Annotated in this window: 8 protein-coding genes and 1 pseudogene; 3 read left to right on the forward strand and 6 right to left on the reverse strand. The window is 77.2% G+C overall.

Going from position 1 to position 24714, the window contains the following annotated elements:
* Positions 1–311, reverse strand: a pseudogene (locus tag ACFW1A_RS20050) (hypothetical protein); the annotation flags it as partial.
* Between the two features lie 355 nt (positions 312–666).
* Positions 667–1872, reverse strand: coding sequence for a serine hydrolase domain-containing protein (locus tag ACFW1A_RS20055; RefSeq protein WP_380410449.1), 1206 nt, complete (start codon positions 1870–1872; stop codon positions 667–669).
* Between the two features lie 222 nt (positions 1873–2094).
* Here ACFW1A_RS20055 and ACFW1A_RS20060 point away from each other — a divergent pair, with 222 nt between their 5' ends.
* Positions 2095–2874, forward strand: a complete 780-nt coding sequence (locus ACFW1A_RS20060; protein ID WP_380410450.1) for a MarR family transcriptional regulator — start codon at positions 2095–2097, stop codon at positions 2872–2874.
* A 3-nt stretch (positions 2875–2877) separates the two neighbouring features.
* Here ACFW1A_RS20060 and ACFW1A_RS20065 read toward each other — a convergent pair whose 3' ends face one another.
* The 4 genes from ACFW1A_RS20065 to ACFW1A_RS20080 all read right to left on the reverse strand — a co-directional run bounded on the left by ACFW1A_RS20065 (position 2878) and on the right by ACFW1A_RS20080 (position 21007).
* Complete coding sequence (locus ACFW1A_RS20065) at positions 2878–3627, reverse strand: 4'-phosphopantetheinyl transferase (protein ID WP_380410451.1); 750 nt, start codon at positions 3625–3627, stop codon at positions 2878–2880.
* Positions 3628–3648: 21 nt separating this feature from the next.
* Entirely contained in the window at positions 3649–4779 is a 1131-nt protein-coding gene (locus ACFW1A_RS20070; protein ID WP_380410452.1) for an acyl-CoA dehydrogenase family protein, read from the reverse strand.
* 67 nt (positions 4780–4846) lie between these two features.
* The gene (locus ACFW1A_RS20075) at positions 4847–11620 is read right to left on the reverse strand and encodes an amino acid adenylation domain-containing protein (RefSeq protein WP_380410453.1); all 6774 of its coding nucleotides are present in this window, start codon (positions 11618–11620) and stop codon (positions 4847–4849) included.
* 24 nt (positions 11621–11644) lie between these two features.
* A complete protein-coding gene (locus ACFW1A_RS20080) occupies positions 11645–21007 on the reverse strand; it encodes a type I polyketide synthase (RefSeq protein WP_380410454.1) in 9363 nt (3120 codons plus the stop codon).
* Between the two features lie 412 nt (positions 21008–21419).
* On the opposite strand from ACFW1A_RS20080, the gene modA reads away from it, so the two are divergent.
* Both modA and ACFW1A_RS20090 read left to right on the forward strand, forming a co-directional pair.
* Positions 21420–22328: a molybdate ABC transporter substrate-binding protein gene (modA, locus tag ACFW1A_RS20085; protein WP_380410455.1), complete on the forward strand. Its 909-nt coding sequence runs from the start codon at positions 21420–21422 to the stop codon at positions 22326–22328.
* A gap of 103 nt (positions 22329–22431) precedes the next feature.
* Positions 22432–24714 (forward strand): ATP-binding protein (locus ACFW1A_RS20090; protein WP_380410456.1); only part of this gene is annotated, 2283 nt, incomplete at its 3' end.

The following is a 24714-nucleotide window of genomic DNA, read 5'->3' on the forward strand; positions in this document are numbered from 1 at the left end:
GGGACCGGCACCCGCAGCAGCGCCTCGCGCTGCTTGCTGCGGGCCCGGGCGGTCTTCCACAGCCGTTGCTCGACCACCGTCGACACCCAGCCCTCGGGCGACTCGTAGCCGCGCAGCCGGTCCGCCCAGCGCTCGGCGGCCGCCGCGTACGCCTCCAGGACGGCGTCCTCGGCGTCCTCCCGGTTGCCGCAGAGCAGCACCGCCCGGGCGAGGGCGCGCGGGTAGCTGCGGGTGAAGAAGGCCTCGAACTCCTCACCGGCCGGTTCCGTCGCCTCCGCCGGGGCCGATACCTGCACCCGTCCGTTCGTCATCGCGTCCCCCCTCGCTGCGTGCGGACCGTCAGCTCCCCGCCGTCCGGCCCGCGGTCCACCACGGTGGCACCGGCCTTCGCGGCGCGCAGGAGTGCCACCGTCCGTTGCCCGCGCACTCGTTCCCGTGCCAGCCCCAGCCCCCCGGAGACCAGCAGGCACACCACCCTCACGCTACCGCCGATCAGGGCCAGTAGTACGGAATCGCGCATCAATGGGACCACCTTCGTCCGACTCGCTGTTCACCGACACCCGTGAACAGCCCCCGTGGGCGGAACCGTTTACCCGGGATCCGGGAATTCTTCGCCGGGGCGGTCTCCCTGAGCATCCGTCAGGTCGAGGGCGGTGCGCGTGCCGGTCAGCGGCTGGTGGTGGTGGCGGCAGCTGCGGGCGGGCAGAAGGCGGCCTCCAGCTCGGCCGTGAAGACGCCGATCGGCCAGGTCCAGCTGCCGTTGGCCCAGTCGCCGTTCACCTCCGTCGAGAGGATGCGGCGGCCGTCGCGGGTGCCGAAGGTGTACGACCAGGAGCCGTCGATCGCGCCGCCCATGCCCCACACCGTGCCGCAGGAGAGGTCCAGCGAGGCCACGCCCAGGCCGTAGTGCGACGTGTCGATCCAGCCGCCCTGCGGGTCCAGCACGGTGAACATCTCGCGCTGCTGGGCGGGCGGCAGCAGGCGGCCCTGCAGCAGCGCGCGGACGAAGGTGGCGAGGTCGCCGTTGTCGGAGACCATGTCGCCGGAGCCGAAGCCGAAGGACGGGTTGAGCCGGGTCACGTCGTAGAACGGGGTGGCGTCGCCCGGCACCATCAGCTTGGAGTAGAAGCGGCCGTGCGGGCCGTGGATGTCCGGGTCGTCGCCGGTCGGCTCGTAGGTGCTCTTCAGGTGCAGCGGCTTGCTGATCCGCTGGGCGATCTGCTGCGCCAGGCTGCGGCCGCCGGCCCGCTCCGCGATCATGCCGGCGAGCACGTAGTTGGTGTCGGAGTAGTCCCAGCCCGTGCCCGGGGCGAACTTCGGCTTGTTGGCGAGGGCGATCTCGACCAGTTGGCGCGGGGTGAAGCTGTCGAACCGGTGCTGCAGGAACGGCGGGCCGACGAAGTCGTCCGCCGCGAGCTGCGTCATGGCGATGTTGTAGATGCCGCTGGTGTGGTTGAGCAGTTGACGGATGGTGATCCTGGAGCCGTCGTAGCCGTTGCCGTCCACCAGGCCGGGCAGCCACTGCTCGACGCTGTCGTCCAGGCCGAGCCGGTGCTCGGCCTCCAACTGGAGGATGACGGTGGCGACGAAGGTCTTGGTGGTGCTGCCGATCCGGAACCGGTCCTGCGGCGTGAGGGCCCGGCCGGTGGTCAGGTCGGCGGTGCCGGCCTGTCCGAACCAGACCGCGTCGCCGTCCCGGACCTCGGCCATGGCCCCGGGCAGGCCGGCCTCGGACACCGCGCGGTCGAGGACGGACTGCACGCCGGCGGTCCCGCGGTCGCCGGCGGGCTCGTCGGCGAAGGCCGTCGGCGCGGCCGCCAGGACGGTTGCGGTCAGCAGGACGGCGAGAGCTGCCCGGACAGTGGTGCTCATGGTGGTTCCCCCTGGGTGTCGACGGTTTTCCGTGTGGTGAAGAGATTAGGTCGCTGTTTCCCCCTCGCTCAATGCCATCGGCGTTCGACGAAGAAGTCTGTGCAGCTCAGAACCGATATATCCTTGCAATGACAATGGCGCCTAATGCAATGGGATCACCGTTCGAGCGTTGCAATGGGCTGGCGCCGGACGGCATACTCGGCGGTGCAGAGAGGAGTGCCGGTGCCAGGTGCCAGGCTGACCCAGGAGGACCGCCGCCGGATCGCCGCCGGGCTCGCCGGAGGCCTCGGGTACGGAGAGATCGCCCGCGAGCTCGCGCGTCCGACGTCGACGGTCACCCGGGAGATCGCGCGCAACGGCGGCCCCGCCGGCTACCGGGCGGACAACGCGCAGCGCGCCACCGTGCGCCGCTCCCGCCGGAGCAGGGCGGCGCCACCGCGGACCGTCGGCGGCGGCGCGCGCCCGGACGACGGGCGCGATCCGGCCGCGGTCGAGGAGTACGCGACGCAGTTCGCCGAGCTGCTGGTGCACAGCGGCCTGCCGCGGATGGCCGCCCGGGTGCTCGGCTGCCTCTACGTCACCGACCGCGGCAGCCTGACCGCGACCGAGCTGGTGCAGCGGCTGGGCGTGAGCCCGGCGTCGGTCTCGAAGGCGGTCGGCTACCTGGAGGACCAGGAGCTGGTGCGGCGCGAGCGGGACGCGGACGGGCGCCGCGAGCGGTACGTCATCGACGACGACGTCTGGTACCGGTCGCTGCTGGCGAGCGCCCAGCGCAACGCGCTGCTCGCCGAGTTCGCCCAGGGCGGGGCCGAGCTGCTGGGGGCGGCCACACCGGCCGGGGCCCGGCTGGGCGCGGCGGCGGAGTTCCTGGAGGACACCGGGGCGGAGATCCTGCGCGCGGTGCAGCGGCGGTGGGACCGGGGGGTGCCGCGCGCCGGGGCGGCACCCCGACCGCCCCGCCGGCCCGACCGCCCCGGCACCGCTGCCGACCGGCCGGACTGACGGTCAGTCGGAACGGAGCGCCCCGGGCCCGCGCGGGGTCCAGGAGCAGCACCCCGGGGGGCCGGGCGGCGCCGGGACGTGGCGGACCGTCACGGCGGTGGCGACCAGGCCGCGGGCGACGGTCCAGCGGCCGTCGAAACAGGTGAGCCGACGGCCGGCCAGGAGGGGGCCGGGGACGAGGAGTTCGGCGTGGAAGTGGCCGGTCGACGTGGCGTCGGGGGAGAGGTGGAGGTCGATGTCGGCCTGCTCGAAGTCCAGCCAGCGGCCGGTCAGCGGGAACCAGGCCTTGTAGACGGACTCCTTCGCGCTGTAGAGCAGCCGGTCCCAGTGGACGGTGGGGCGCCCGGTCCGGAGCAGCGCCAGGCGCCGCCGCTCGGCGGGCAGCGCGACGGCGGGCAGCACGCCGTCCGGCAGCGGGCCGTGCGGTTCGGCGTCGATGCCCAGGGAGGCCAGGTCGCCGGACCGGGAGAGCGCGGCGGCGCGGTAGCCCCGGCAGTGGGTCATGCTGCCGACCAGGCCGGCCGGCCACTGCGGAGCTCCGCGCTCGCCGGGCAGCACCGGTGCCGGCGGCACGCCGAGCCTGGCCATGGCGCGCCGGGCGCAGCCGCGGACGGCGGCGAACTCCCGGCGGCGCTTGGCCACCGACCGGGCCACCACCCGTTCCTCCTCGGGGTAGAGCGGGGCCTGGTCGGCCTCGTCGTCGCCGTACGTCTCCTCGGTCACCACCGCGGGCGGCAGCAGCAGGTCGATCACCGGAGCGGGCCTCCCGGACCGTCAGAGCAGCGGGGAGGCGGGGGAGCCGCCGAGCCGCAGGTCGCCGACGCCGTCGAGGATCTTCTCCGAGGAGGCGACGTGCCGGCTCGCGGTGAGCAGGTCGCGCAGGTCCCGGTCGATCGGGGTGCAGTCGGTGTAGGCCGCGCAGATGCCCACCGCGTCGTACAGGAACTGGACCGCCTCCCGGCAGGCCCGGTGGGCGAACCAGCGGGCCAGCGCGGCGGTGCCGCGTTCCGGCGCCAGGCCCGCCGCCTGCGCGGCCCAGGCGCTCTCCAGGGTGGCGTACACGTAGGCGTCGGCCGCGCCGATCAGCGACTCGGCGTGCGCGAGGTCGGCCGGCGCGGCCGGCCGGGGCAGTGCGGTGCGCCGGTCGGTGAGGATCTCCCGGGCGGCCCGCAGCGCCGACCGGCCGATGCCCAGCGGGATGCCCGCCATCTTCAGGGCGAGGTTGTCGGCGCGCAGGTGGAGCGGTTGTGGCCGGTCGCCCGCCGGGGCGAGGACGAAGGTGTGCCGGTCCGGGACGAACAGGTCGGCCACCTCGAAGTCGTGCGAGCCGGTGCCGCGCAGCCCGGTGGTGTGCCAGGTGTCGAGCACCCTGGCGTGGGCGGCGTCGAAGACGGCGATCCGCACGGTGTCCTCCGGGGTCCGGAAGCCGGCGATCACCCGGTCGGCGTGCCGGATGCCGCTGGCGTGCGACCAGCGCCCCGACAGCAGGTAGCCGCCGTCCTGCCGCAGCGCCCGCCCGGTCGGCGGCAGCACCGTCGCGGTGACCAGGTCCGGGTCCGGGAACAGCTCGGTGAACACCTCGACGGGCAGCGAGACCACGGCCAGCGCGGCGTTCAGGGCGACGGCCGCGCACCAGGCGACCGAGGCGTCCCCCGCGGCCAGCAGGTCGACGGCCCGGGTGAGCTCCGGCACGGTCATCTCGACGCCGCCGAGCGACGGGGGCAGCGCGGCGCGCAGCAGGCCGGTGGCCTTCAGGCCGGCGAGCACGTCGTCGGGGATCCGGCCGAGCCGCTCGATCTGCGGCGCGCGGTCCGGCAGGCCCGCGGCGTACGCCCGCACGCGGTCGGTGACCGCGGCGGCGGTGAGCGCCGGCCGGGCCTGCGGCGGCAGTTCCATGGCGGTCATCGGGTCCTCCGGGTGCGGGCGGGTGCGGGCCGGGTCGGGGTGGGGGCCGGAACCGGGCGGGTGCGGCTCACAGCTCGTCCAGCGCCTTGTCGAGCTCGCCGGCCACCGCCTCCAGGGACGGGGCGCGCAGGACGGTGTAGTGGTCGCCGGGCACGTCGACGCTGTCGGCCCGGTCGCCGAGCAGGTCGAGCCACCGGCGGGTGGTCGCGGCGGTGGCCCCGTCCACGGCCCGCAGCAGCCGGACCCGGCCCCGGTACGCGACGGGCTCGTGGTCGGCCAGCGCCCGGCTCAGCAGCAGGAACCGGCCCGCCAGCCGCTCCAGCGTGGCGAGGTCGACGTCCGGCGGCAGGACGCCGGCCTGCCGGGCCCGGTCCAGCAGCTCCTCGATCGGCGAGCGGTCGCCGGTGGGCTCGAACTCGGCCGCCCCGGGCCGCCAGTCGCTGCCCGCCAGCCCGGCGAGGTCGCGGGCGAACCGGGCGAGCAGCGCCGCGTCGGTGGCGGGTTCGGCGCGGCCGGGCGGTTCGAGCAGGTCCACCGCGGCGACCAGCTCGACCGCCGCGCCGCGGGCGGTGAGCAGCCGGGCGGTCTCCAGCGCGAGCACGCCGCCCAGGGACCAGCCGCCGAGCCGGTACGGGCCGGCGGGGAAGCGTTCGGTGATCGCGTCGGCGTAGTGCGCGGCCAGGTCGGCCAGGGACCGCGGCGCGGGGTCGAGGTCGGGGTACTGGAGGGTGTGGAACGGCTGGTCCGGGTCGAGGGCGGCGGCGAGCGGGGCGTAGCAGAGCACGTCCCCGCCGACCGGGTGGACGAAGACCAGCGGCGGCCGGCTGCCGGTGGCCCGGATCGTGACCAGGGCCGTGCGGCCCTCGTCGCCGCCCTGGTCGCGCAGCACCTCGGCGAGCTGCTCGACGGTCGGCCGGGCGAGCAGCGTGGCGACCGGCAGCGAGCGGCCGGTCCGCTGCCGGATCCGGGCCATCAGCCGCACCGCGAGCAGCGAGTCGCCGCCGAGGTCGAAGAAGTCGGCGGTGACGTCGACCGCGCCGCTGCCGCCGTCGATCGTGAAGAACTCGGCCCAGATCCCGGCGAGCAGGCGCTCGCCCGGGTCGCGCGGGGCGACGGCCGCTCCCGGGCGCGGGGCCCGGTCCTCGGGCGCGGGCAGCCGGTGGCGGTCCACCTTGCCGTTGTCGGTCAGCGGGAGCTCGTCGAGCAGGACGATCCGGGCGGGCACCAGGTAGCCGGGCAGCTCCCGGCCGAGCGCCTCGCGCAGCTCGTCCTCGGTGGCGTCCGCCACCGCGTAGCCGACCAGCCGCCGCGGGCCGCCCCGGTCGCCCTCGGCCACCGCGGCCGCGGCGCGCACCTCGGGCCGGCGCAGCAGCGCGGCCTCGACCTCGCCGAGCTCGATCCGGTGGCCCTGGATCTTCACCTGGGTGTCCGCGCGCCCGAGGAACTCGATGTCGCCGTCCGGCAGGTAGCGGCCGAGGTCGCCGGTGCGGTAGAGCCGCTCGCCGGTGGCCGGGTGGCGCAGGAACGCGGCGCGCGTCTTCGCCTCGTCGCCGAGGTAGCCGCGGGCCAGGCCGGTGCCGGCGATGTACAGGTCGCCGGGCACCCAGGTCGGGCAGGGCCGCAGGGCCTCGTCCAGCACATGGAAGCGCTGGTTCCGCATCGGCCGGCCGTACGGGATGCTCGACCACTCCGGGTCCACCCGGGTGACCGGGTACAGGATCGACCAGATGGACGCCTCGGTCGCGCCGCCCAGGCTCCAGACCTGCGCCTGCGGCAGGACGGCGGCCAGGACCGCGGGGAGGGTGACGGGGATCCAGTCGCCGCTCATCATCACCAGGCGCAGCGACGGCGGGCCGCCCACCGGGCCCAGGTGCTCGACGAACATGTCCACCAGCGCCGGGACGCTGTTCCAGACCGTCACCCGGTGCCGCTCCACCAGCTCCAGCCAGGCGGCCGGCTCGCGCTGCGCCGCCGCGTCCGGCAGCACCACGGCGCCGCCCACCGACAGCAGGCCGAACAGGTCGTAGACCGAGAGGTCGAAGTGGAGCGCGGACAGCGCCAGCACCCGGTCGTCGGCGGTCACCCGGAACCGGTCGTTGATGTCCTGGACGGTGTTGACCGCGCCGGTGTGCTCGATCATCACGCCCTTCGGGACCCCGGTGGAGCCCGAGGTGAAGATGACGTAGGCGAGGTCGTCCGGCTTGGCCGGGGACGGCGGCAGCGGCTCGTCCGCCCCGGCGTCGGCCGGCTCGGTGTCGACGTGCAGCGTGCGGGTGCCGTCCGGCAGGTCGAGCCCGGGGGCCAGGGCCGACCGGGTCAGCACCAGGTCGATCTGCGCGGCCGCCAGGATCGTCCGCAGCCGGCGGGCGGGCGCGGCGGCGTCCACCGGCACGTAGGCGGCCCCGGACTTGAGCACGCCGAGCGCCGCGACGACCTGCTCCCAGCCCTTGTCCAGCACGATGCCGACCAGCACGCCCGGACCGGCGCCGCGGTCGACCAGCCACCGGGCGACCCGGTCGGAACGGCGGTCCAGCTCGCCGTAGCTCAGGGTCCGACCCGCGGTGATGACGGCGGGCGCGGCCGGCCGGGCCTCGGCCTGCCAGCGGAACGCGTCGTGCAGCAGTTCGGTGGGGACGGGGGCCTCGGTGGCGTTGACGGCCTGCCGGACCGCCAGGTCGGCGGCCGGCGCGAGCACCGCCGGCGGGCGCTGCCACGCCCCGTCGCCGCACAGGTCCCGCACCAGGTCCAGGTAGGCGTCCCACATCCCGTCCACCACGCCCTCGGGGAACACCTCCTCCACCACGTCCCAGTTCAGGACCAGCTCGCCGGCCTCCTCCAGGGCCTGGTGGTCGAGCCACACCTGCGGCGTCCGCACCGAGCTGGACGCCAGTCGGCCCGTGGCGCCGAGCCCGGTCAGGGCGGTGAGCGCGCCGTCGCCCTGGCCCGAGAAGCCGATCGTGCTGGTGAAGACCACCGGCATGCCCGCCAGGCCGGTGCCGCCCCGGGTGCGGTTGAGCTCGCGCAGCACCTCGACGCCGGTCACGTGGCCGTGGTCGAGATCGGTCAGCAGCTGGTGCTGCAGCCGTGCGGCGCCCGTCGCGAACGCCTCGCCGGGGGAGGCGTCGACCTCCAGCAGCGTGGTGCTGCTCAGGTTCCCGACGATCCGGCCGACGTCCTCGTGCAGCGGCCGCCGGTTGTACGCCAGCAGGTTGAGGGTGAACCGCGGCGAGGAGCTCCACAGGCCCAGCACCTGCGCGTACGCGGTGCACAGGGCGGCCGAGGGCGAGACGCCCGCCGCCGCGGCGTGCTCCTTGAAGCGCTGCCAGGCCGCGGGCTCGACCCGGGCCGTGCGGTGCGCGAACACCGGCCGGCGCGGCACCGGCCCCGGGCGCAGCGGCAGGCCGGGCGCGGGCGGCAGCGAGGCGTAGCGGGCCTGCCAGTAGGCGAGCGAGCGCTCGCGCTGCGCGGTGTCCGGCCGGGCGGCGGCGAGCAGGTAGTCGCGGTAGCCGACGGCGGGGGCGGGCGTGTCGGGCGTCCCGGAGCGGTAGGTCTGGGCCCACTCCTCGAAGAGCAGCCCGCAGCTGCGGCCGTCGATCACCAGCGCGTCGAAGTTCAGGTGCAGCCGGGTGGTGCGGTCGTCGAGCAGGGTCGCCCGGACGTCGAAGAGCGGCCACACCTCGGTGTCGAAGACCTGGTCCCGCATCTCCCGGTGGATCCGCGCCAGGCGGCGGGTCCGTTCTGCCCCGTCGCAGTCGCGCAGGTCGACGGTGGCGATCCGGTAGTCGGGGACGGTGGCGAGCACCCGCTGGGAGCCCTCCCGGGAGACCACCGCGCGCAGCATGTCGTGCCGCCCGATCAGCTGGCGCAGCGAGGCGGCGAGCCGCTCGACGTCGGTCTCCTCCAGGTCGACCTCGACCAGGAAGGAGGTCGAGACGTTGCCGAGTTCGAAGGCGTCGGTGCGCCCGACCAGGTAGGCCTGCTGCAGGTCGGTGAGTGGGAACGGCTCGTGGCGGGCCGCCGGGTCGGCGACCAGCGTCGGCACGGGCTCCGCGGCAGGGGCCGGACCCGCGCCGCGGGCCGCCTCGACGGTCCGCACCAGGTCGGCGACGCTGCGGCCGTCCAGCAGGTCGGCCAGCGGGAGGTCGACGCCGAACCGCCGGGCCAGCGCCTGCCGGATGTCCATCGCGATCAACGAGTCGGCGCCCAGGCTGCGCAGCGGCTGGTGCAGGTGCAGGTCGTCCTCCGCGACGGACTCGCCGCAGCCCGGACAGATCAGGCCGAACACCAGGTCGGCGACGTCCCCGGGCCCGGGCGCGGGGGCCTGCACGGACACGGTCTCCGGCTCCGGCACCGGGGTCTCCCGCGGGGCGGTCACGGGGGGAACGGCGGGGACGGCGGTCGCGGGCGGGCCGGAGACCGGCTCCAGCCGCACACCGTTGGCGAGCGCCACCGGCGTGCCGTCCGCGCCGACCAGCCGCACCTGCGCGAACAGCGCGCCGCCCGGCGCCGGTGCCCGCTCCGCGCGCGGCGCCCCGGTCCAGAGCCAGTAGCGCCGCCGCTCGAAGGGGTAGCCGGGCAGCGGCGCGGGCGGCCCGGCGGGCTCGCCGTGCACCCCGGCCCAGTCGACCCGCACACCCCGGACGTAGAGCGCGCCGAGGCTGTCGAGCAGCGTGTGGCGGGCCGCCTCGCCCGCGCGCAGCGACGGCAGGACGACGGCGTCGCCGGTCGTCCGGACCTCGTCGAGCAGCGGCGAGGCGGCCCCGAGCTCGACGAAGGCGCGGTGCCCGTCGCGCAGCAGCGCCGCGACGGCGTCGGCGAACCGGGCCGGGTCGGGGTGCTGCGCCGGAGTCCGGGCGGCCTGGTGCAGCGCGTCCGCCACGGACATCGTGCCGCTGACGCAGGCGGCCACCAGCTCGCCCGTGCCGGTGCCGAGCACCGCGGCCGGCGCCACGCCCCAGGACCGCCACAGCTCGGCGAGCGCGTACCCGGCGGCGAACGCCGACGGACGCCCGCCGGACGCCTCGGCGCACTGCTCCAGGGCCCGGCGGACCACCGGCTCGGACCCGGCCAGCTCGGCGACCGCGTCGGCGAGCAGCGGGTCCGGGCCGCCGGTGCACAGGAACACCGGGCCCCGGGCGGTCTCCGGGGTCCGCAGACCGACCCGGACGCCGGGCGGCGGCGCCTCGCCCGGGCGGGTCCGGGCGAGCAGGTCCCGCAACTCCGCGGCGGTGGCGGCGACGGCCGTGAGGCGGTGGGTGAAGTGCGCCCGCCCGAGGGCGGTGGTCCGGCAGACGGTCGCGAGCGCGCCGGTGTCGGCCCCGGTGTCGGCCCCGGTGTCGGCCTCGACGTCGGCCAGCAGGTCGGCGTAGCGCGCGCTGAGCGCGGCCAGCGCGGTCGGTGTCCTGGCCGACAGGGTCAGCAGCTGCGGCCCGCCGGCGCCCGCGGGCGCCGGTACGGCGAGGGCGGCCGGTGCCTCCTCGACGATCACGTGGGCGTTGGTGCCGCTGATGCCCTGCGAGGACACCCCGGCTCGCCTGGGTCCGGTCGTCTCCGGCCAGGGGGTGGCGGCGGCGACCAGCTCGACCGCGCCCGCCGACCAGTCGACGTGCGGGGTGGGGTCGTCCGCGTACAGCGTGGCGGGGAGCAGGCCGTGCCGCATCGACAGCACCGTCTTGATGACCCCGGCGACCCCGCTCGCCGCCTGTGAGTGACCGATGTTGGGCTTCATCGAGCCCAGCAGCAGCGGCCGCTCCCGGTCCTCGCCGTAGACGGCCAGCAGCGCGCGCGCCTCGATCGGGTCGCCGAGCTGGGTGCCGGTGCTGCTCGCCTCCACCACCTGGACGTCGCCGGGGGCCAGCCCGGCGTCGCGCAGCGCCTGCCGGACCACCCGCTGCTGGGCGGACCCGCTCGGCGCGGTGAAGCCGTTGCTGGCACCGTCCTGGTTCACCGCGCTGCCGCGCACCACGGCCAGCACGGGGTGGCCGAGCCGCTGCGCGTCCGAGAGCCGCTCCAGCAGCACCAGGCCGACGCCCTCGGAGAGCCCGCTGCCGGACGCGCCGGCCGAGAAGGGGCGGGACCGGCCGTCCGGGGCCACGCCCTGCATGCGGGTGAACTCGGTGTACAGCTGCGGCGTGGACATGATGGTCGCCCCGCCCGCCAGCGCCATCGCGCACTCGCCGCGGCGCAGCGACTGGACGGCCAGGTGCAGGGCGACCAGCGAGGACGAGCAGGCGGTCGACACGGTGATCGCCGGACCGCGCAGGCCGAAGGTGTAGGAGATCCGGCCGGACGCGGCCCCGCCCAGCGAGCCGGTGGTCAGGAAGCCCTCGGCCTCCGCCGGCACCTCGCCGACGCCCGCCGCGTAGTCCTCGGCGGACAGCCCGGTGAAGACGCCGGTCTCGGTGTCGCGGACCGAGTCCGGATCGATCCCCGCGTCCTCGAAGGCCCGCCAGGCCGTCTCCAGCAGCAGCCGCTGCTGCGGGTCCATGGCCAGCGCCTCGCGCGGGCTGATGCCGAAGAATCCGGCGTCGAAGTCGGCCGCGTCGTAGAGGAACCCGCCCGAGCCGGTGATGCTGCGGCCGCCGCGCTCGGGGTCGTGCAGGTCGGCCGGCCAGCCCCGGTCGCGCGGGAAGGCACCGACGGTCTCCCCGCCCGCGGCCAGCAGCCGCCACAGCGCGGCGGGCGAGTCGACGCCGCCCGGGTACCGGCAGGCCATGCCGACGATCGCGACCGGCTCGCGGTCGCCCTGCTCCAACTCGCGCACGCGCTCGCGCGCCTGGTGCAGGTCGACCGTGAGGCGCTTGAGGTAGCCGAGCAGCTTCTCGTCCGACGCTGATGCCATGACGGATCGGTCCTCCGTTGGGGGTCAGGTGAGCTCGCGGTCGATGAAGGCGAACAGTTCCTCGGCGGTGGCGGCCTCGACGAGCGCCGTCACGTCCGGGTCGGGCTCCGCGGGGTCGGTGCCGGTGGGGTCGGCGCCGGTGGGCTCGGTGGCCCCGGCGGCGTCCCCGGGTGCGGTCGCGGTCGGCCCGGGCGGGGCCTGGTCGGCCGGGGCGAGCCCGGCGTCCAGGACGGCGACCAGCTCCGGCAGGGTGGGCGCCTCGAACAGCAGGGTGACGGGGAGCTTGAGGTCCGCCGCCGCGCCGAGGCGGTTGCGGAACTCGACCGAGGTGAGCGAGTCGAAGCCGAGCTCGCCGAACGGCCGGTCGTCCGGGACCGCCTCCGGTCGCAGGCCCAGCACGGCGGCCAGGTGGGTGCGCACCAGGTCGGCCAGCACCCCGGCGCGCTCGGCGGCGGCCAGGCCGGCCAGCTCCTCCCGCAGCGGCCGCTGCCGCCGCCGGTCGTGGAGCGGCCCGGGACGTGCGGGGGCGTCGGCCGCCAGCACCTCGCGCAGCACCGGCGGCAGCTGCGCCCCGAGGTCGCGCAGCACCTCGCGGTCCCACCGGGCGGCCGCCAGCACGGCGTGCGGCGACGGCAGCGCCGCCTCCAGCAGCGCCAGCGCGTACCCGGGCGCCATCGCCACCAGCCCGGTGCGGGCGAACCGGGCGCGGTCGGCGTCGGAGCGGGCGCCGCTCATGCCGTCCGCGGCGTCCCACAGTCCCCAGCCCAGCGCGAGGGCGGGCAGGCCCTGGGTGCGGCGGTGCTGCGCGAGCGCGTCGAGGAAGGCGTTGGCGGCGGTGTAGCCGCCCTGCCCGGCGCCGCCGAGCGTCCCCATCACCGAGGAGACCAGGACGAACGCGGCGAGGGGCTGACCCCGGGTCAGTTCGTGCAGGTGCCAGGCCCCGTCGGCCTTGACCCGCATCACCCGGTCGATCTGGTCGGGGGTCAGCGAGGTGATCGGCGCGTCGGCCAGCACCCCCGCGGCGTGCACCACCGCGGTCAGCGGGTGCCGCTCGGGGACGCCGGCGACCAGCGCGGCGACGGCCTGCCGGTCGGCGACGTCCACGGCCGCGAACGCCACCTCGGCGCCCAGCCCGGTCAGTTCGGCCGCCAGTTCGGCGGCGCCGGGCGTGCTGCCGCCGCGGCGGCCGGCCAGCAGCAGCCGCCGGGCACCGTGCGCGGTGACCAGCTGCCGGGCCACGGCCCGGCCGACCGTGCCGAGGCCGCCGGTGATCAGGACGGTGCCGTCCGGGTCGAGCAGCGGCGGGACGGTCAGCACGACCTTGCCGACGTGGGCGCCCTGGCGCAGCAGCGCGAAGGCCTCGGGCGCCCGCCGGACGTCCAGGTCGGTGACGTTGGGCCGGCCGAACGCGCCCTCGGCGCACAGCTCGACCACCTGGCGCAGCAGTCGGGCGAGGTGTTCGGGCGGCAGCTCCAGCAGGTTGACGGTCCGGTAGCGGGTGCCGGGGTGCGCGGCGGCCAGCTCGGCCGGGTCGCGCGGGTCGGTGCGGCCCAGTTCGACCAGCAGGCCGCCCGGACGCAGCAGCCGCAGCGACTCGTCGACCAGCTGGCCGGTCAGCGAGTTCAGCACCACCGCCATCCGCCGCCCGCCGGCGCCGAACCGGGCACCGAAGCCGGGCTCGCGGGAGGAGGCGAGGTGGTCGTCGTCGAGGCCGAGGGCGCGCAGCGCGGGCCACTTGGCGGGGCTCGCCGTCGCGTGGACCTCCGCGCCCAGGTGCCGGGCCAGCTGGACGGCGGCCAGCCCGACGCCGCCCGCGCCGGCGTGGACCAGCACCCGGTCGCCCGGTCCCACGCCGCCCAGCTCGACCAACGCGTGCAGCGCGGTCAGGTGGGCCACCGGCACCGCGGCGGCCCGGGTGAACGACCAGCCGTCGGGGATCCGGACCAGGGTGCGGTGGTCGGCCTGGGCCACCGGACCGAACGCGCCGGGCAGCAGGCCCATCACCCGGTCGCCGACGGCCAGGTCGGTGACCCCGGGCCCGGCGGCGGTGACCACGCCCGCGCCCTCCAGCCCGAGCGGGCCGGGGTCGCCGGGGTACAGGTCGAGCGCGCCGAGCACGTCGTGGAAGTTCAACCCGGCCGCGCGGACGGCGACCCGGACCCGGCCCGGCCCGGGGTCGGCGGCGGCCCCCGGACAGGGCCGCAGCTCCAGGGCGGTCAGGGTGCCGGGCTCCGGGGCCTCCAGCCGCCAGGCGGCCGCGCCCTCGGGCGGCCGCAGCGCCGGGTCGCCCGCCGCGGACACCAGGCGGGGCACCAGCAGCGTGCCGCCGCGCACCGCCACCTGGTCCTCCGCGGCGGCGAGCGCCGCGCCCGGCACCTCCGTGTCGTCCGGGGCGAGGTCGACCAGGGCGAACCGGCCCGGGTGCTCGACCTGGGCCGTCCGCACCAGGCCCCGGACCGCCGCCTGCGCCAGGTCCCGGACGGTCTCGCCGGGCCCGGCGGTGACCGCCCCGCGGGTGACCAGCACCAGGCGGTCCCCGGCGGGCCGGTCCGCGGCGAGCCACCGGCCCAGCAGCTCCCGGGTGCGCCGCACGGCCCGCCGGGCCGCCGCGGCCTGGTCGGCCCCGTCCTCGCCGGCCGGGCAGGAGACGACGGCCCGGTCGGCCGACGCGAACAGCGCCGCCAGGTCGGGGGAGTCCCAGCGGACCGGCGCCCGCCCGTCGCCCGCGCCGGCGGCCGGCTCGGCGAGCGGTTCCCAGACCGGCGCGAACAGGGAGGTGTGGGCCACGGCGGCGGGATCGACCGGGGCGGCCGCCGCGACCGGCAGCAGCTCCACCGCCTCGACACGGCCGACCGGTGCACCCGAGGCGTCGAACAGGGTCAGCGGGTGGCCGTCGGCGGCGGCGGGCGCCGCGTGCACCCGCAGGGCCGCGGGGCCGCCCGGGCCGACCAGCGAGACGCCGCGCCAGCGCAGCGGCTGGGCGGGCCGCCCGTCCCGCTCCGAGGCCTCGGCGAGCAGACCGTGCAGCGCGGCGTCCAGCAGCGCGGGGTGCAGGTGGTAGGCCTCGGCGTCGGCGTCCGCCGGCTCGGGCAGCACGGCCTCGGCGAACTGCTCGCCGCCGCGCCGCCAGGCGGCCCGCAGCCCCTGGAACGCCGGCCCGTACCCGTGTCCCCGCAGCGCCAGGTCCTCGGCCGGCCGGCCGGGCGGCACCGCTGCCGCGTCGGCGGGCGGCCAGTCCGCCGGGAGCGGGGCCGGGGGCGGGGTGGCGGTGCCGCCGAGGGTGCCGACGGCGTGCTCGACCCACTCGCCGCCGGCCGTCCGGCCCGCGATCCGGCAGGACCGGAGCCCGTCGGCGGCCGCGCCCGCCACCCGCACGCGCAGCTCGACGGCGCCCTCCGCGGGGAGCTCCAGGGGCGTGCCGACGGTCAGCTCCTCGATCCGCGGTGCCCCGGTCCGCGCGCCCGCGTGCAGCGCCAGCTCCAGGAACGCGGTGCCCGGCAGCAGGACCGCCCCTGCGACGGTGTGGTCGGCCGCCCAGGGCAGGGTGCGGACCGACAGGCTCCCGGTGAACACCGTCCCGTCCTCGCCGAGGTCGACGGCCGCGCCGAGCAGCGGGTGGTCCGCCGGGGCCAGGCCGAGGTCGGCCAGCCCGGACGGCCCGGCGGTGCGGGTGAGCCAGTAGCGGCTGCCCCGGAACGGGTAGCCCGGCAGCTCGACGTGGCCGTCGGGGGTCCCGGCGAGCCGGTCCCAGGCGATCGGCAGGCCGCGGACCCAGGCCTGCGCGGCGGAGGCGAGGAACCGGCGCAGCCCCCCGTCCTCGCGTCGCAGCGAGCCCGTCGTGATCCCGGTGGCGCCCGCCTCCGCCAGGATCTGGCCGACGCTGTTGACCAGCACCGGGTGCGGGCCGACCTCGACGAAGGTGGTGTGGCCGGAGGCGACGAGCGCCTCCACCGCCTCCTGGAACCGCACGGTGTGCCGCAGGTTCCGGTACCAGTACGAGGCGTCCAGCCCGGCGCCGTCCTGCCAGTCGGCGGTGACCGAGGACATCAGCGCGATCCCGCAGCTGCGCGGGGCCAGCGGCGCCAGCTCGGCCAGGATCCGCTCGCGGATCGGCTCGACCGCCGGGCTGTGCGAGGCGAAGGCGGCCGGGATCACCCGGGCGTCCACGCCCTCGGCCCGGTAGGCGTCGACCAGGTCGGCGATCGCCTGCGGCGCGCCGGCCACGGCGGTGGTGCCCGGTCCGTTGATCGCGGCGATGCTCGGCGCACCGTCGCCCGGCCCGCTCTGGCCTCCCTGCCCGCCCTGGCCGAGCCGCTCCCGGACCCGCTCGGCGGGCAGCGGGACCACGGCCATCGCCCCCTTGCCCATCAGCTCGACGGCCACGCTGCTGCGCAGCGCGATGGCGCGCGCGCCGTCCTCCAGCGAGAGCGCCCCGGCCACCACGGCGGCCGCGATCTCGCCCTGGGAGTGGCCGACCACCGCGTCCGGGACCACGCCGGCGGAGCGCCACAGCTCGGCCAGCGCCACCATCACGGCCCACAGCGCCGGCTGCACGACCTCGATCCGCTCCAGCAGCGGCGCGCCGGCCAGCACGTCCGCCATCGACCAGTCGACGTAGGGCGCGAGCGCCCGCTCGCACTCGGCCAGCCGGGCGGTGAAGACCGGGCTCTCGGCGGCCAGCGCCGCCGCCATGCCCCGCCACTGGCCGCCCTGTCCGGGGAAGACCAGCACCGTCCGGCCGGGCTCGCCGGTCGCGCGGCCGGTGACCAGGCCGGGGTCCTCCTCGCCGTGGGCCAGCGCCGCCAGCGCCTGCTCGGCCTGCGCCCGGTCGGCGGCGACCACCACGGCGCGCTCGTCGAACCCGGTCCGCGCGGTCAGGGTCGGCGCCGCGGCGAGCGGGTCGACCGGACCGGCGCCCAGCAGGCCGGCCTGCGCCCGCAGCGCCTCCGGGGTCCGGGCCGACAGGACGACCGGCACCACGGGCGGCCGCTCCGGCACCGCCGCGGGCGCGGGACCGGCGGGCGGCTGAGCCAGGATCAGGTGCGCGTTGGTGCCGCTGATCCCGAAGGAGGAGACGGCGCCGCGCCGCGGCCCGCCGGTCTGCGGCCAGGGGCGGGCCCGGTCGAGCAGCGCCACCGACCCGGCTGCCCAGTCCACGTGCGGGGACGGCTCGTCGACGTGCAGCGTGGCGGGCAGGGTAGCGTGCCGGATCGCCTGCACCATCTTGATCACGCCGCCGATGCCGGCCGCCGCCTGCGCGTGCCCGATGTTGGACTTGAGCGAGCCGAGCCAGAGCGGCCGGTCCGGGTCCCGGTCGCGCCCGTAGGCGGCCAGCAGGGCGTTGGCCTCGATCGGGTCGCCGAGCGCGGTGCCGGTCCCGTGCGCCTCCACGGCGTCGACCTGGCGCGGCGTCAGGCCGGCGTCGGCGAGGGCGTCCTCGATGACCCGCTGCTGGGCGGTGCCGCTGGGCGCGGTCAGGCCGTTGGAGGCGCCGTCGGAGTTGACGGCGCTCCCCGCGACGACCGCGAGCACCCGGTGGCCGTGGCGCCGGGCGGCCGAGAGCCGCTCGATCACCACCAGGCCCGCGCCCTCGCTCCACCCCGTGCCGTCCGCCCGGGCGGAGAAGGCCTTGCAGCGCCCGTCCGGCGCGAGCACCCGCTGGCGGGACAGCTCCACCAGCATGCCCGGGGTCGCCATCACGGTGACCCCGCCGGCCAGGGCGAGCGAGCACTCGCCGGAGCGGACCGACCGCACCGCCTGGTGCAGCGCCACCAGCGAGGCCGAGCAGGCGGTGTCGACGGTCAGCGCGGGCCCGTTCAGGCCGAGCACGTAGGCGATCCGCCCCGAGATCACGCTGTCGTTGCTGCCCGTCAGCAGGTGGCCCGAGACGCCGGGACCGGCCGCCTCCATGGTCGGCCCGTACCCGGAGTGCATCGCCCCCGCGAACACGCCGGTCCGGCTGCCCGCCAGCGCGGTGGGGTCGATCCCGGCGTGCTCCAGCGCCTCCCAGGCGACCTCCAGCAGCAGCCGCTGCTGCGGGTCCATGGCGAGGGCCTCGCGCGGGCTGATCCCGAAGAACTCGGCGTCGAAGTCGGCCGCGTCGCGGACGAAGCCGCCCTGGTGGACGTAGGAGGTGCCGATCCGGTCCGGATCCGGGTGGTGCAGCGCGGCCAGGTCCCAGCCGCGGTCGTCCGGGAGGTCGCCGATGGCGTCGGTGCCGGCGTCGACCAGCCGCCACAGGTCCTCGGGCGAGCGCACCCCGCCGGGGTACCGGCAGGCCATGCCGACGACGACCACCGGGTCGTCGTCCTCCTGGTCCCCGCCGGCCTGCTGCTGTCCAGGGGCGTGGGCGGGGGCGGCCGGGACGTCCGTGACGGGCGGGGCGCCCGCCCGCAGCTCGTGGATCGCGGCGGCGAGGGCGGCCGGGCTCGGGTGGTCGTAGAGGACGGTGCTCGCCAGCTGCAGCCCCGTGGCGGCCGCGAGCCGGTCGCGCAGTTCGAGCGTCATGACCGAGTCCAGGCCCAGCTCGCGGAAGGTCCGGCCCGGCCGGACGTCCTCGGCCGACCCCGCGCCCAGCACCACGGCGGTGTGGCTGCGGACCAGCTCCAGCACCGACCGCCGGTCCGCGGCGGGGGAGGGGGCGGCGGCCGGCTCGGCGGGTGCGGGCCGTGCGGACGCTTCGGGGGCTTCGGACGCTTCGGGGGCCTCAAGAGCCTCAAGGGCCTCGGGAGCCCGGTCCGGCCCGGACGGCTGCGACGGCCAGTAGGACCGGCGCTGGAACGGGTAGGTCGGCAGGTCGACCGACGGCGCCGACCCCGGCAGCAGCGCGGCCCAGTCCACCGCGACACCCCGCACGAAGGCCTCGGCCGCCGCGGTCAGGAACCGGCGGCGGTCCCCCTGCGCGCGCCGCAGCGTGACCAGCGCGGCGCCGTCCCCGCCCTGCGCGTCGATCGCCTGACGGACCGCCATCGCCAGCACCGGATGCGGGCTGACCTCCAGGAACGTCGTGTGACCCGCCGCCAGCAGCTGCTCGACGGCCGGCCCGAACCGCACCGGCTCGCGCAGGTTGCGGAACCAGTAGCCGGGACCCGCCTCGGCGGTGTCGAGCGGGCCGGCGGTGACGGTCGACCAGAACGCCACCCCGGTGGAGCGCGGGGTGATCCCGATGAAGGCGGCGAGCAGTTCGTCCCGCAGCTCCTCGACGGCGGCGCTGTGCGAGGCGTAGTCGATCGGCACCCGCCGGGTCCGCACCCGCTCGCCGTAGTGGGCCGCCAGCGCGTCGAGTGCCGCCGCCGGCCCGGCGACCACCGTGTGGGCGGGGCCGTTGACCGCCGCGACCGAGAGCTCGGCGGCCACCGCCGGCAGCTCCCGCCGGACCTGATCGGCCGCCAGCTCCACCGCCAGCAGCCCGCCGCGCCCCGCGATCCGGTTCAGCACCCGGCTGCGCAGCGCCACGATCCGCGCGCCGTCCTGCAGCGAGAGCGCGCCCACGGCGGTGGCGGCCGCGATCTCGCCCTGGGAGTGGCCCACCACGGCCGCCGGCTCCACCCCCGCCGACCGCCACAGCTCCGCCAGCGACACCATCACCGCCCACAGCGCGGGCTGGATCACCTCGTCGCCCGCGAGCGCCGGCGCGCCGGGCACCTCGCGCAGCACGTCGAGCAACGACCAGCCCACGTGCGGGCGCAGCGCCTCGGCGCAGTCGCGGAGCCGGGCGGCGAACACCGGTGCGGTGTCGAGCAGCTGCGCCGCCATGCCCGCCCACTGCGAGCCCTGACCGGGGAAGACGAAGACCGGCCGGACCGGCGCCCCGTCGTGCCGGCCCGTCACCACCGCCGCCGACGGGTGTCCGGCCGCCCGCGCCGCGAGTCCGGCGAGGAGCGCGTCCCGGTCGTCGGCGACGACCACGCTGCGGTGCTCGAAGGCGGTGGTGCGGGTGACGGCCAGCGACCGGCCGACCGGGGCCGCCCCGAGCTCCGGGTGCGCCGCCAGGTGGGCGCCCAGCCGTGCGGCCAGCTCGCCGAGCGCGGGTTCGTCGCGCGCCGACAGCACCCAGGGCAGCACCTCGGCCCCGGCCCCGGCCCCGGCCTCGTCCGAGGCCGCCGCCGTGACGTTGCGCCAGTCCGTCAGGACGGCGTGGCAGTTGGTGCCGCCGATCCCGAACGAGCTGACCCCGGCGACCAACTGACCGTCCGGCGACGGCCAGGGCCGGGTCGCGGTGTTCACCCGCAGGTGCAGCGCGTCGAGCGGGATCCGGTCGCCGGCCCCGGCGTAGTTCAGGCTGGGCACCAGCTCGCGCGCGTCGAGGCACAGCACGGCCTTGATGAACCCCGCGATCCCGGCCGCGCCCTCCAGGTGCCCGATGTTCGTCTTCACCGACCCGACCAGCAGTGGGTCGTCCGCGGTCCGGCCCGGGCCCAGCGCCGCGCCGAGTGCGGCGGCCTCCACCGGGTCGCCCGCCCGGGTGCCCGACCCGTGCAGCTCGACGTACTGGACGGCACCCGGCTCGACGCCCGCGTCGGCCAGGGCGGCGCGCAGCACCCGTTCCTGCGACGCCCGGCCCGGCGTCGGCAGCGTCTCGGTGGCACCGTCGTTGTTCAGCGCGCTGCCGCGCACGACGGCGAGGATCCGGTCGCCGTCCCGGACGGCGGCCTCCAGCAGCTTGAGCACGACGATCCCGCCGCCCTCGCCGCGGACGTAGCCGTTGGCGCGGGCGTCGAAGGTGAAGCAGCGGCCGTCCGGCGACAGCGTCCCGGCCCGCTCCAGCGCCAGCGTGCTCTCCGGCGCCAGGATCAGGCTCACCCCGCCGGCCAGCGCGAGCTCCGACTCACCGCTGCGCAGGCTCGCGCACGCCAGGTGCACGGCGGCCAGGGACGAGGACTGCCCGGTGTCCACCACCAGGCTCGGCCCGTTCAGGCCCAGCGCGTAGGAGATCCGGTTGGCGGTCACCCCGCGCTGCAGCCCGGTCAGCGTGTGGCCGGTCACCGCGTCGGGACCCAGGCCGCGCAGCAGGGCCGCGTAGTCGTCGGCGATCACCCCGAGGAAGACGCCCGTCCGGCTGCCCGCCAGGCCGCCCGGCAGCATCCGCGCGTCCTCCAGCGCCTCCCAGGCCAGTTCGAGGGCGAGCCGCTGCTGCGGGTCCATCGCCACGGCCTCGCGCCGCGAGATGCCGAAGAACTCGGGATCGAACCCGTCCACCCGGTCCAGGAACCCGCCGCGCGCCGGGCCCCGGTCGCCCCGCCGGTCACCGATCGCGTCGCCGCCGCCGCGCAGCAGCCGCCAGAACGCCTCCGGCCCGTCCGCCTGCGGGAACCGGCACCCGATCCCGACCACCGCGACCGCGCGCGCAGGGAGTTCGCGCGCAGTGTGACCAGCAATGTCCCTCATCGATGCACCCCGTAGCGAAGCCGGACGAGCCGACGGCGGATGACCGGAAGCGGCGTACCGGGTCGGCAGGTCGGCCCCGCGCCCGGGGGAGTCGCCCGCCACCTGGTCCCGCCCGGGGGCACGGCGCGTCGACCCCGCCCCCGCGAGAAGCTTCCCCCGGGGACGCGAAGGACCCCGGCGGGACCGGAGTCGTCCGCGTACCCACGGAGATCCGACCGGACACAGCGTCATCTCCGCCAGGTCGCGCCGCCGGCCCCCGGCTGCCCCGGCCGCACTCGCAGCTGCAAGCCCTGACCGTCCTTCAGCTGGGCTAATGCCAGCGGGATGTGCACGGCGCCCTGGCACTCCCCGTTCTAGGCTCGGCCCTGACCGCCGCCCCGGGCAGCGGCGTCGAACCGACAGGGAGACCCCCGTGATCCGCTCCGCCACCACCGCCGGCGCCGTGGCCGCCGCCCTCCTGGCGCTCAGTGCCTGTTCGTCGAGCAGTTCGAGCAGCGCGGCCGGCTCCTCCGGCCCGGCGGCGTCGGCCGGTGCGTCGGTCGGCGGCACGGTGACGGTCTTCGCCGCCGCTTCGCTGCAGAAGACCTTCACCCAGCTGGGCCAGCTGTTCGAGGCGGCCCACCCCGGCAGCAAGGTGGTCTTCAACTTCGGCGGCAGCGACACCCTGGCCGCCAGCATCGTCAACGGCGCCCCGGCGGACGTGTTCGCGGCCGCCAGCCCGGCCACCATGAAGACCGTCACCGACAAGGGCGGCGCGGCCGGCACCCCGACCGTCTTCGTCAGCAACGAGCTGGAGATCGCCGTCCAGCCCGGCAACCCGCTGCACCTCACCACCTTGCAGAGCCTCGCCAACCCGTCGGTGAAGGTGGTGCTCTGCGCCAAGACCGTGCCCTGCGGCGCCGCCGCCCAGACCGCGCTGGCGGCCGGCCACGTCTCGCTCACGCCCGTCAGCTACGAGCAGGACGTCACCGGCACGCTCACCAAGGTCGAGATCAAGGAGGCCGACGCGGGGCTGGTCTACCAGACCGACGTGAAGGGCGCGGCGGGCAAGGTCGACGGCGTCGGCTTCCCGGAGGCCGCCTGCGCGATCAACAAGTACCCGATCGCCACCCTCGCCCACGCCCCCAACGCGGCCGGGGCGTCGGCGTTCGTCGCCTTCGTCGAGTCGCCGCAGGGGCAGCAGGTCCTCACCGACGCGGGCTTCCTCAGCCCCTCGGCCTCCCCGTCCGCCTCCCCGGGCAGCTGCCCGTCCGGTTCCCCGTCGTCGTCCGCCGCGGCGACGGCGGCGACCGCGGCCTCGTCCCCGTCGGCTTCTCGCTGAACGACCGTCACCCGCGCACCGGGCAGATCCTGCGAGCGCGTCGGGTCGCCGAGGCGTGGCCGTTTGTCACCCCACCCCGCGGTGCTTAGGGTGGCCGGGGACGGTGATCAAGGTGATGCGGGACATGGCGGACGGGGCGGCGCCGGGCGGACGGTTCCGCATGGTGGGCCGTCGGCGTGAGCTGGACCAACTGCTGGCCGCGGTGCGCGAGGTGCCCGCGGTCGTGCTGGTCGAGGGCGAGGCCGGCATCGGCAAGTCCCGGCTGATCCGCGAGGCCTCCTTCGGGTGGGGCAGGGAGCGTCGGCAGGTGCTGTCCGGCTCCTGCCACCCGCTGCGCGAACCGTTCCCCTACGGCCCGGTGGTGGACGCGCTGCGCAAGGCCGACCTGGCCGGCGCCCCCGCGTTCCCGCCCACCGCCGGTGCGCTGGCACCGCTGCTGCCCGACCTGGCCGACCGGCTCCCGCCCGCGCCGCCCCCGCCGGCCGACCCCTCCGGGCAGCGCTTCCAGCTGCTCCAGGGGGTGCGGTCGTTCCTGACGGCGCTCGGCCCGGTCGTGGTGGTCGTGGAGGACCTGCACTGGGTGGACGAGGCCACCCGCGACCTGCTCCTGCTGCTCGCCCGCGACCTGCCGCCGCAGCTGAGCCTGGTGCTCTCGTACCGGGCGGAGGACGTGCCGGCCGGGAGCACCGTGCTGGGCGCCGCCTACCGCCGCCCGCCCGGCACCGGCGGCGCCCTGGTCCGGCTCGGCCCGCTACTGGAGGCCGACGTGGCGGAGCTGGCGGCGGCCGCCCTCGGCGAGCACGCCACCCCCGCCCTCGGTGCCGCGCTGTACCGGCGCAGCGAGGGCCTGCCGCTGGTCGCCGAGGAGGACCTGATCACCCTCGCCGAGCAGGGCGGCGCCCACGGGTACACCGGGTCGGTGGAGCGGCTCGCGGCGGCGGACGCGCCGCGCGGCCTGCGCGAGGCGGTCACCGACCGGCTCGGCGCGCTGTCGCCGGCGGCCGTCGCGGTCGCGCAGGCGGCGGCGGTGCTCGCGGCCGCGGCGCCCGAGGACCTGCTGAGCGAGCTGGCCGGGCTCGACGCCGAACGGGGCGGCGAGGCGGTCACCGAGCTGCTCCGGGCGTCGGTGTTGCGCGAGGCGGACCCCGGCACGTACGTGTTCTGGCACGTGCTCGCCCAGCAGGTCGTCTACCAGGCCGTCCCCGCTCCCGCCCGGGTGCGCCTGCACCGGCGCACCGTCGAGTCGCTGCAGAGCCGCACCCCGGCCCCGCTGGTGCAGATCGCCCACCACACCCTGGCCGCAGGCGACCGCGCCGGCTGGCTGCTGCGGGCCCAGGAGGCCGCCGACCGGGCGATCGCGGTCCGCGACGGCGGCACGGCCGCGGCGCTGCTGCACCAACTGCTCGACCGGCCGGAGCTGGTGGGCGAGGCGCGGGCCCGCGCGGCGCTCGCCCTGGCCGGGGTCGCCGCGACCAGCCTGGAGTTCCGCACCCATGCCCGGCTGCTGCGCCGGCTCCTCGCCGACCCGCAGCTGCCGGCCGAGGTCCGCGGCGAGATCCGGCTCGGCCTCGGCCTGGGCATGCTGAACGAGACCGCGGACCCGGCCGGGTTCGACGAGCTCGAACGGGCGGTCGGCGAACTGGCGGCCCGCCGTCCGGAGCGCGCCGTGCGGGCGATGGTCGCCCTGGCGCTCAAGGAGGCCGAAGGGCCGCAGTACACCGGTGCCTGGCTGGACCGGGCGGAGGAGGCCGTCCGGGAGAGCGGGAACGAGGCGCTGCGGGCCGCGGTCCGCGCCAGTCGCCTGACCCTGATGTCCTGTCAGGCCGACCCGGCGGTCTGGGCGGCGGTCGACCGGTTGCCGCGCAGCACGCCGGACCGCGAGGTGCTGCGGCAGAGCGCGCGCGCCCTGCAGAACGTCGCCGACACCGCCGCCTACCTGGGCCACGACCGGCGGGCCGCCACCCTGGTGACCGAGGCCGGGCAGCTCGCGGCCCAGGTCGGCAGCCCGATCACGATGTTCCTGTCCCGCGGCACGCTGCTGCGGCTGGACGCCCTCGCCGGACGGTGGGACGGACTGGAGGAGGGCCTGGACGCACTGGTCGACGCCTACCCGACCGCGGTCGCCCCGCTGGCCGAACGGGCCGTGCTGACCGGAACGCTGGCCGCCGCCCGCGGGCAGTACGCCCGGGCGCTCCAGCTGTTCGGCGAGGCGGCCGGGATCACCTCGAACCAGTTGGTGGTCGGCATGGAGCTGCGGATCGCGGCCGGGTTGACCTCGCTGCACCTCGCCCGGGGCGACGCCCTGCGCGCCCGGGCCGCCGCCGAGCAGGCGCTCGGCACCGCTCGGCGGGCCGCCGCCTGGCCCCGGGCGGTCGGCCTGCCGTCC

This window comes from Kitasatospora sp. NPDC058965 (assembly GCF_042741245.1).
In the GTDB taxonomy this organism is placed as follows: domain Bacteria; phylum Actinomycetota; class Actinomycetes; order Streptomycetales; family Streptomycetaceae; genus Kitasatospora.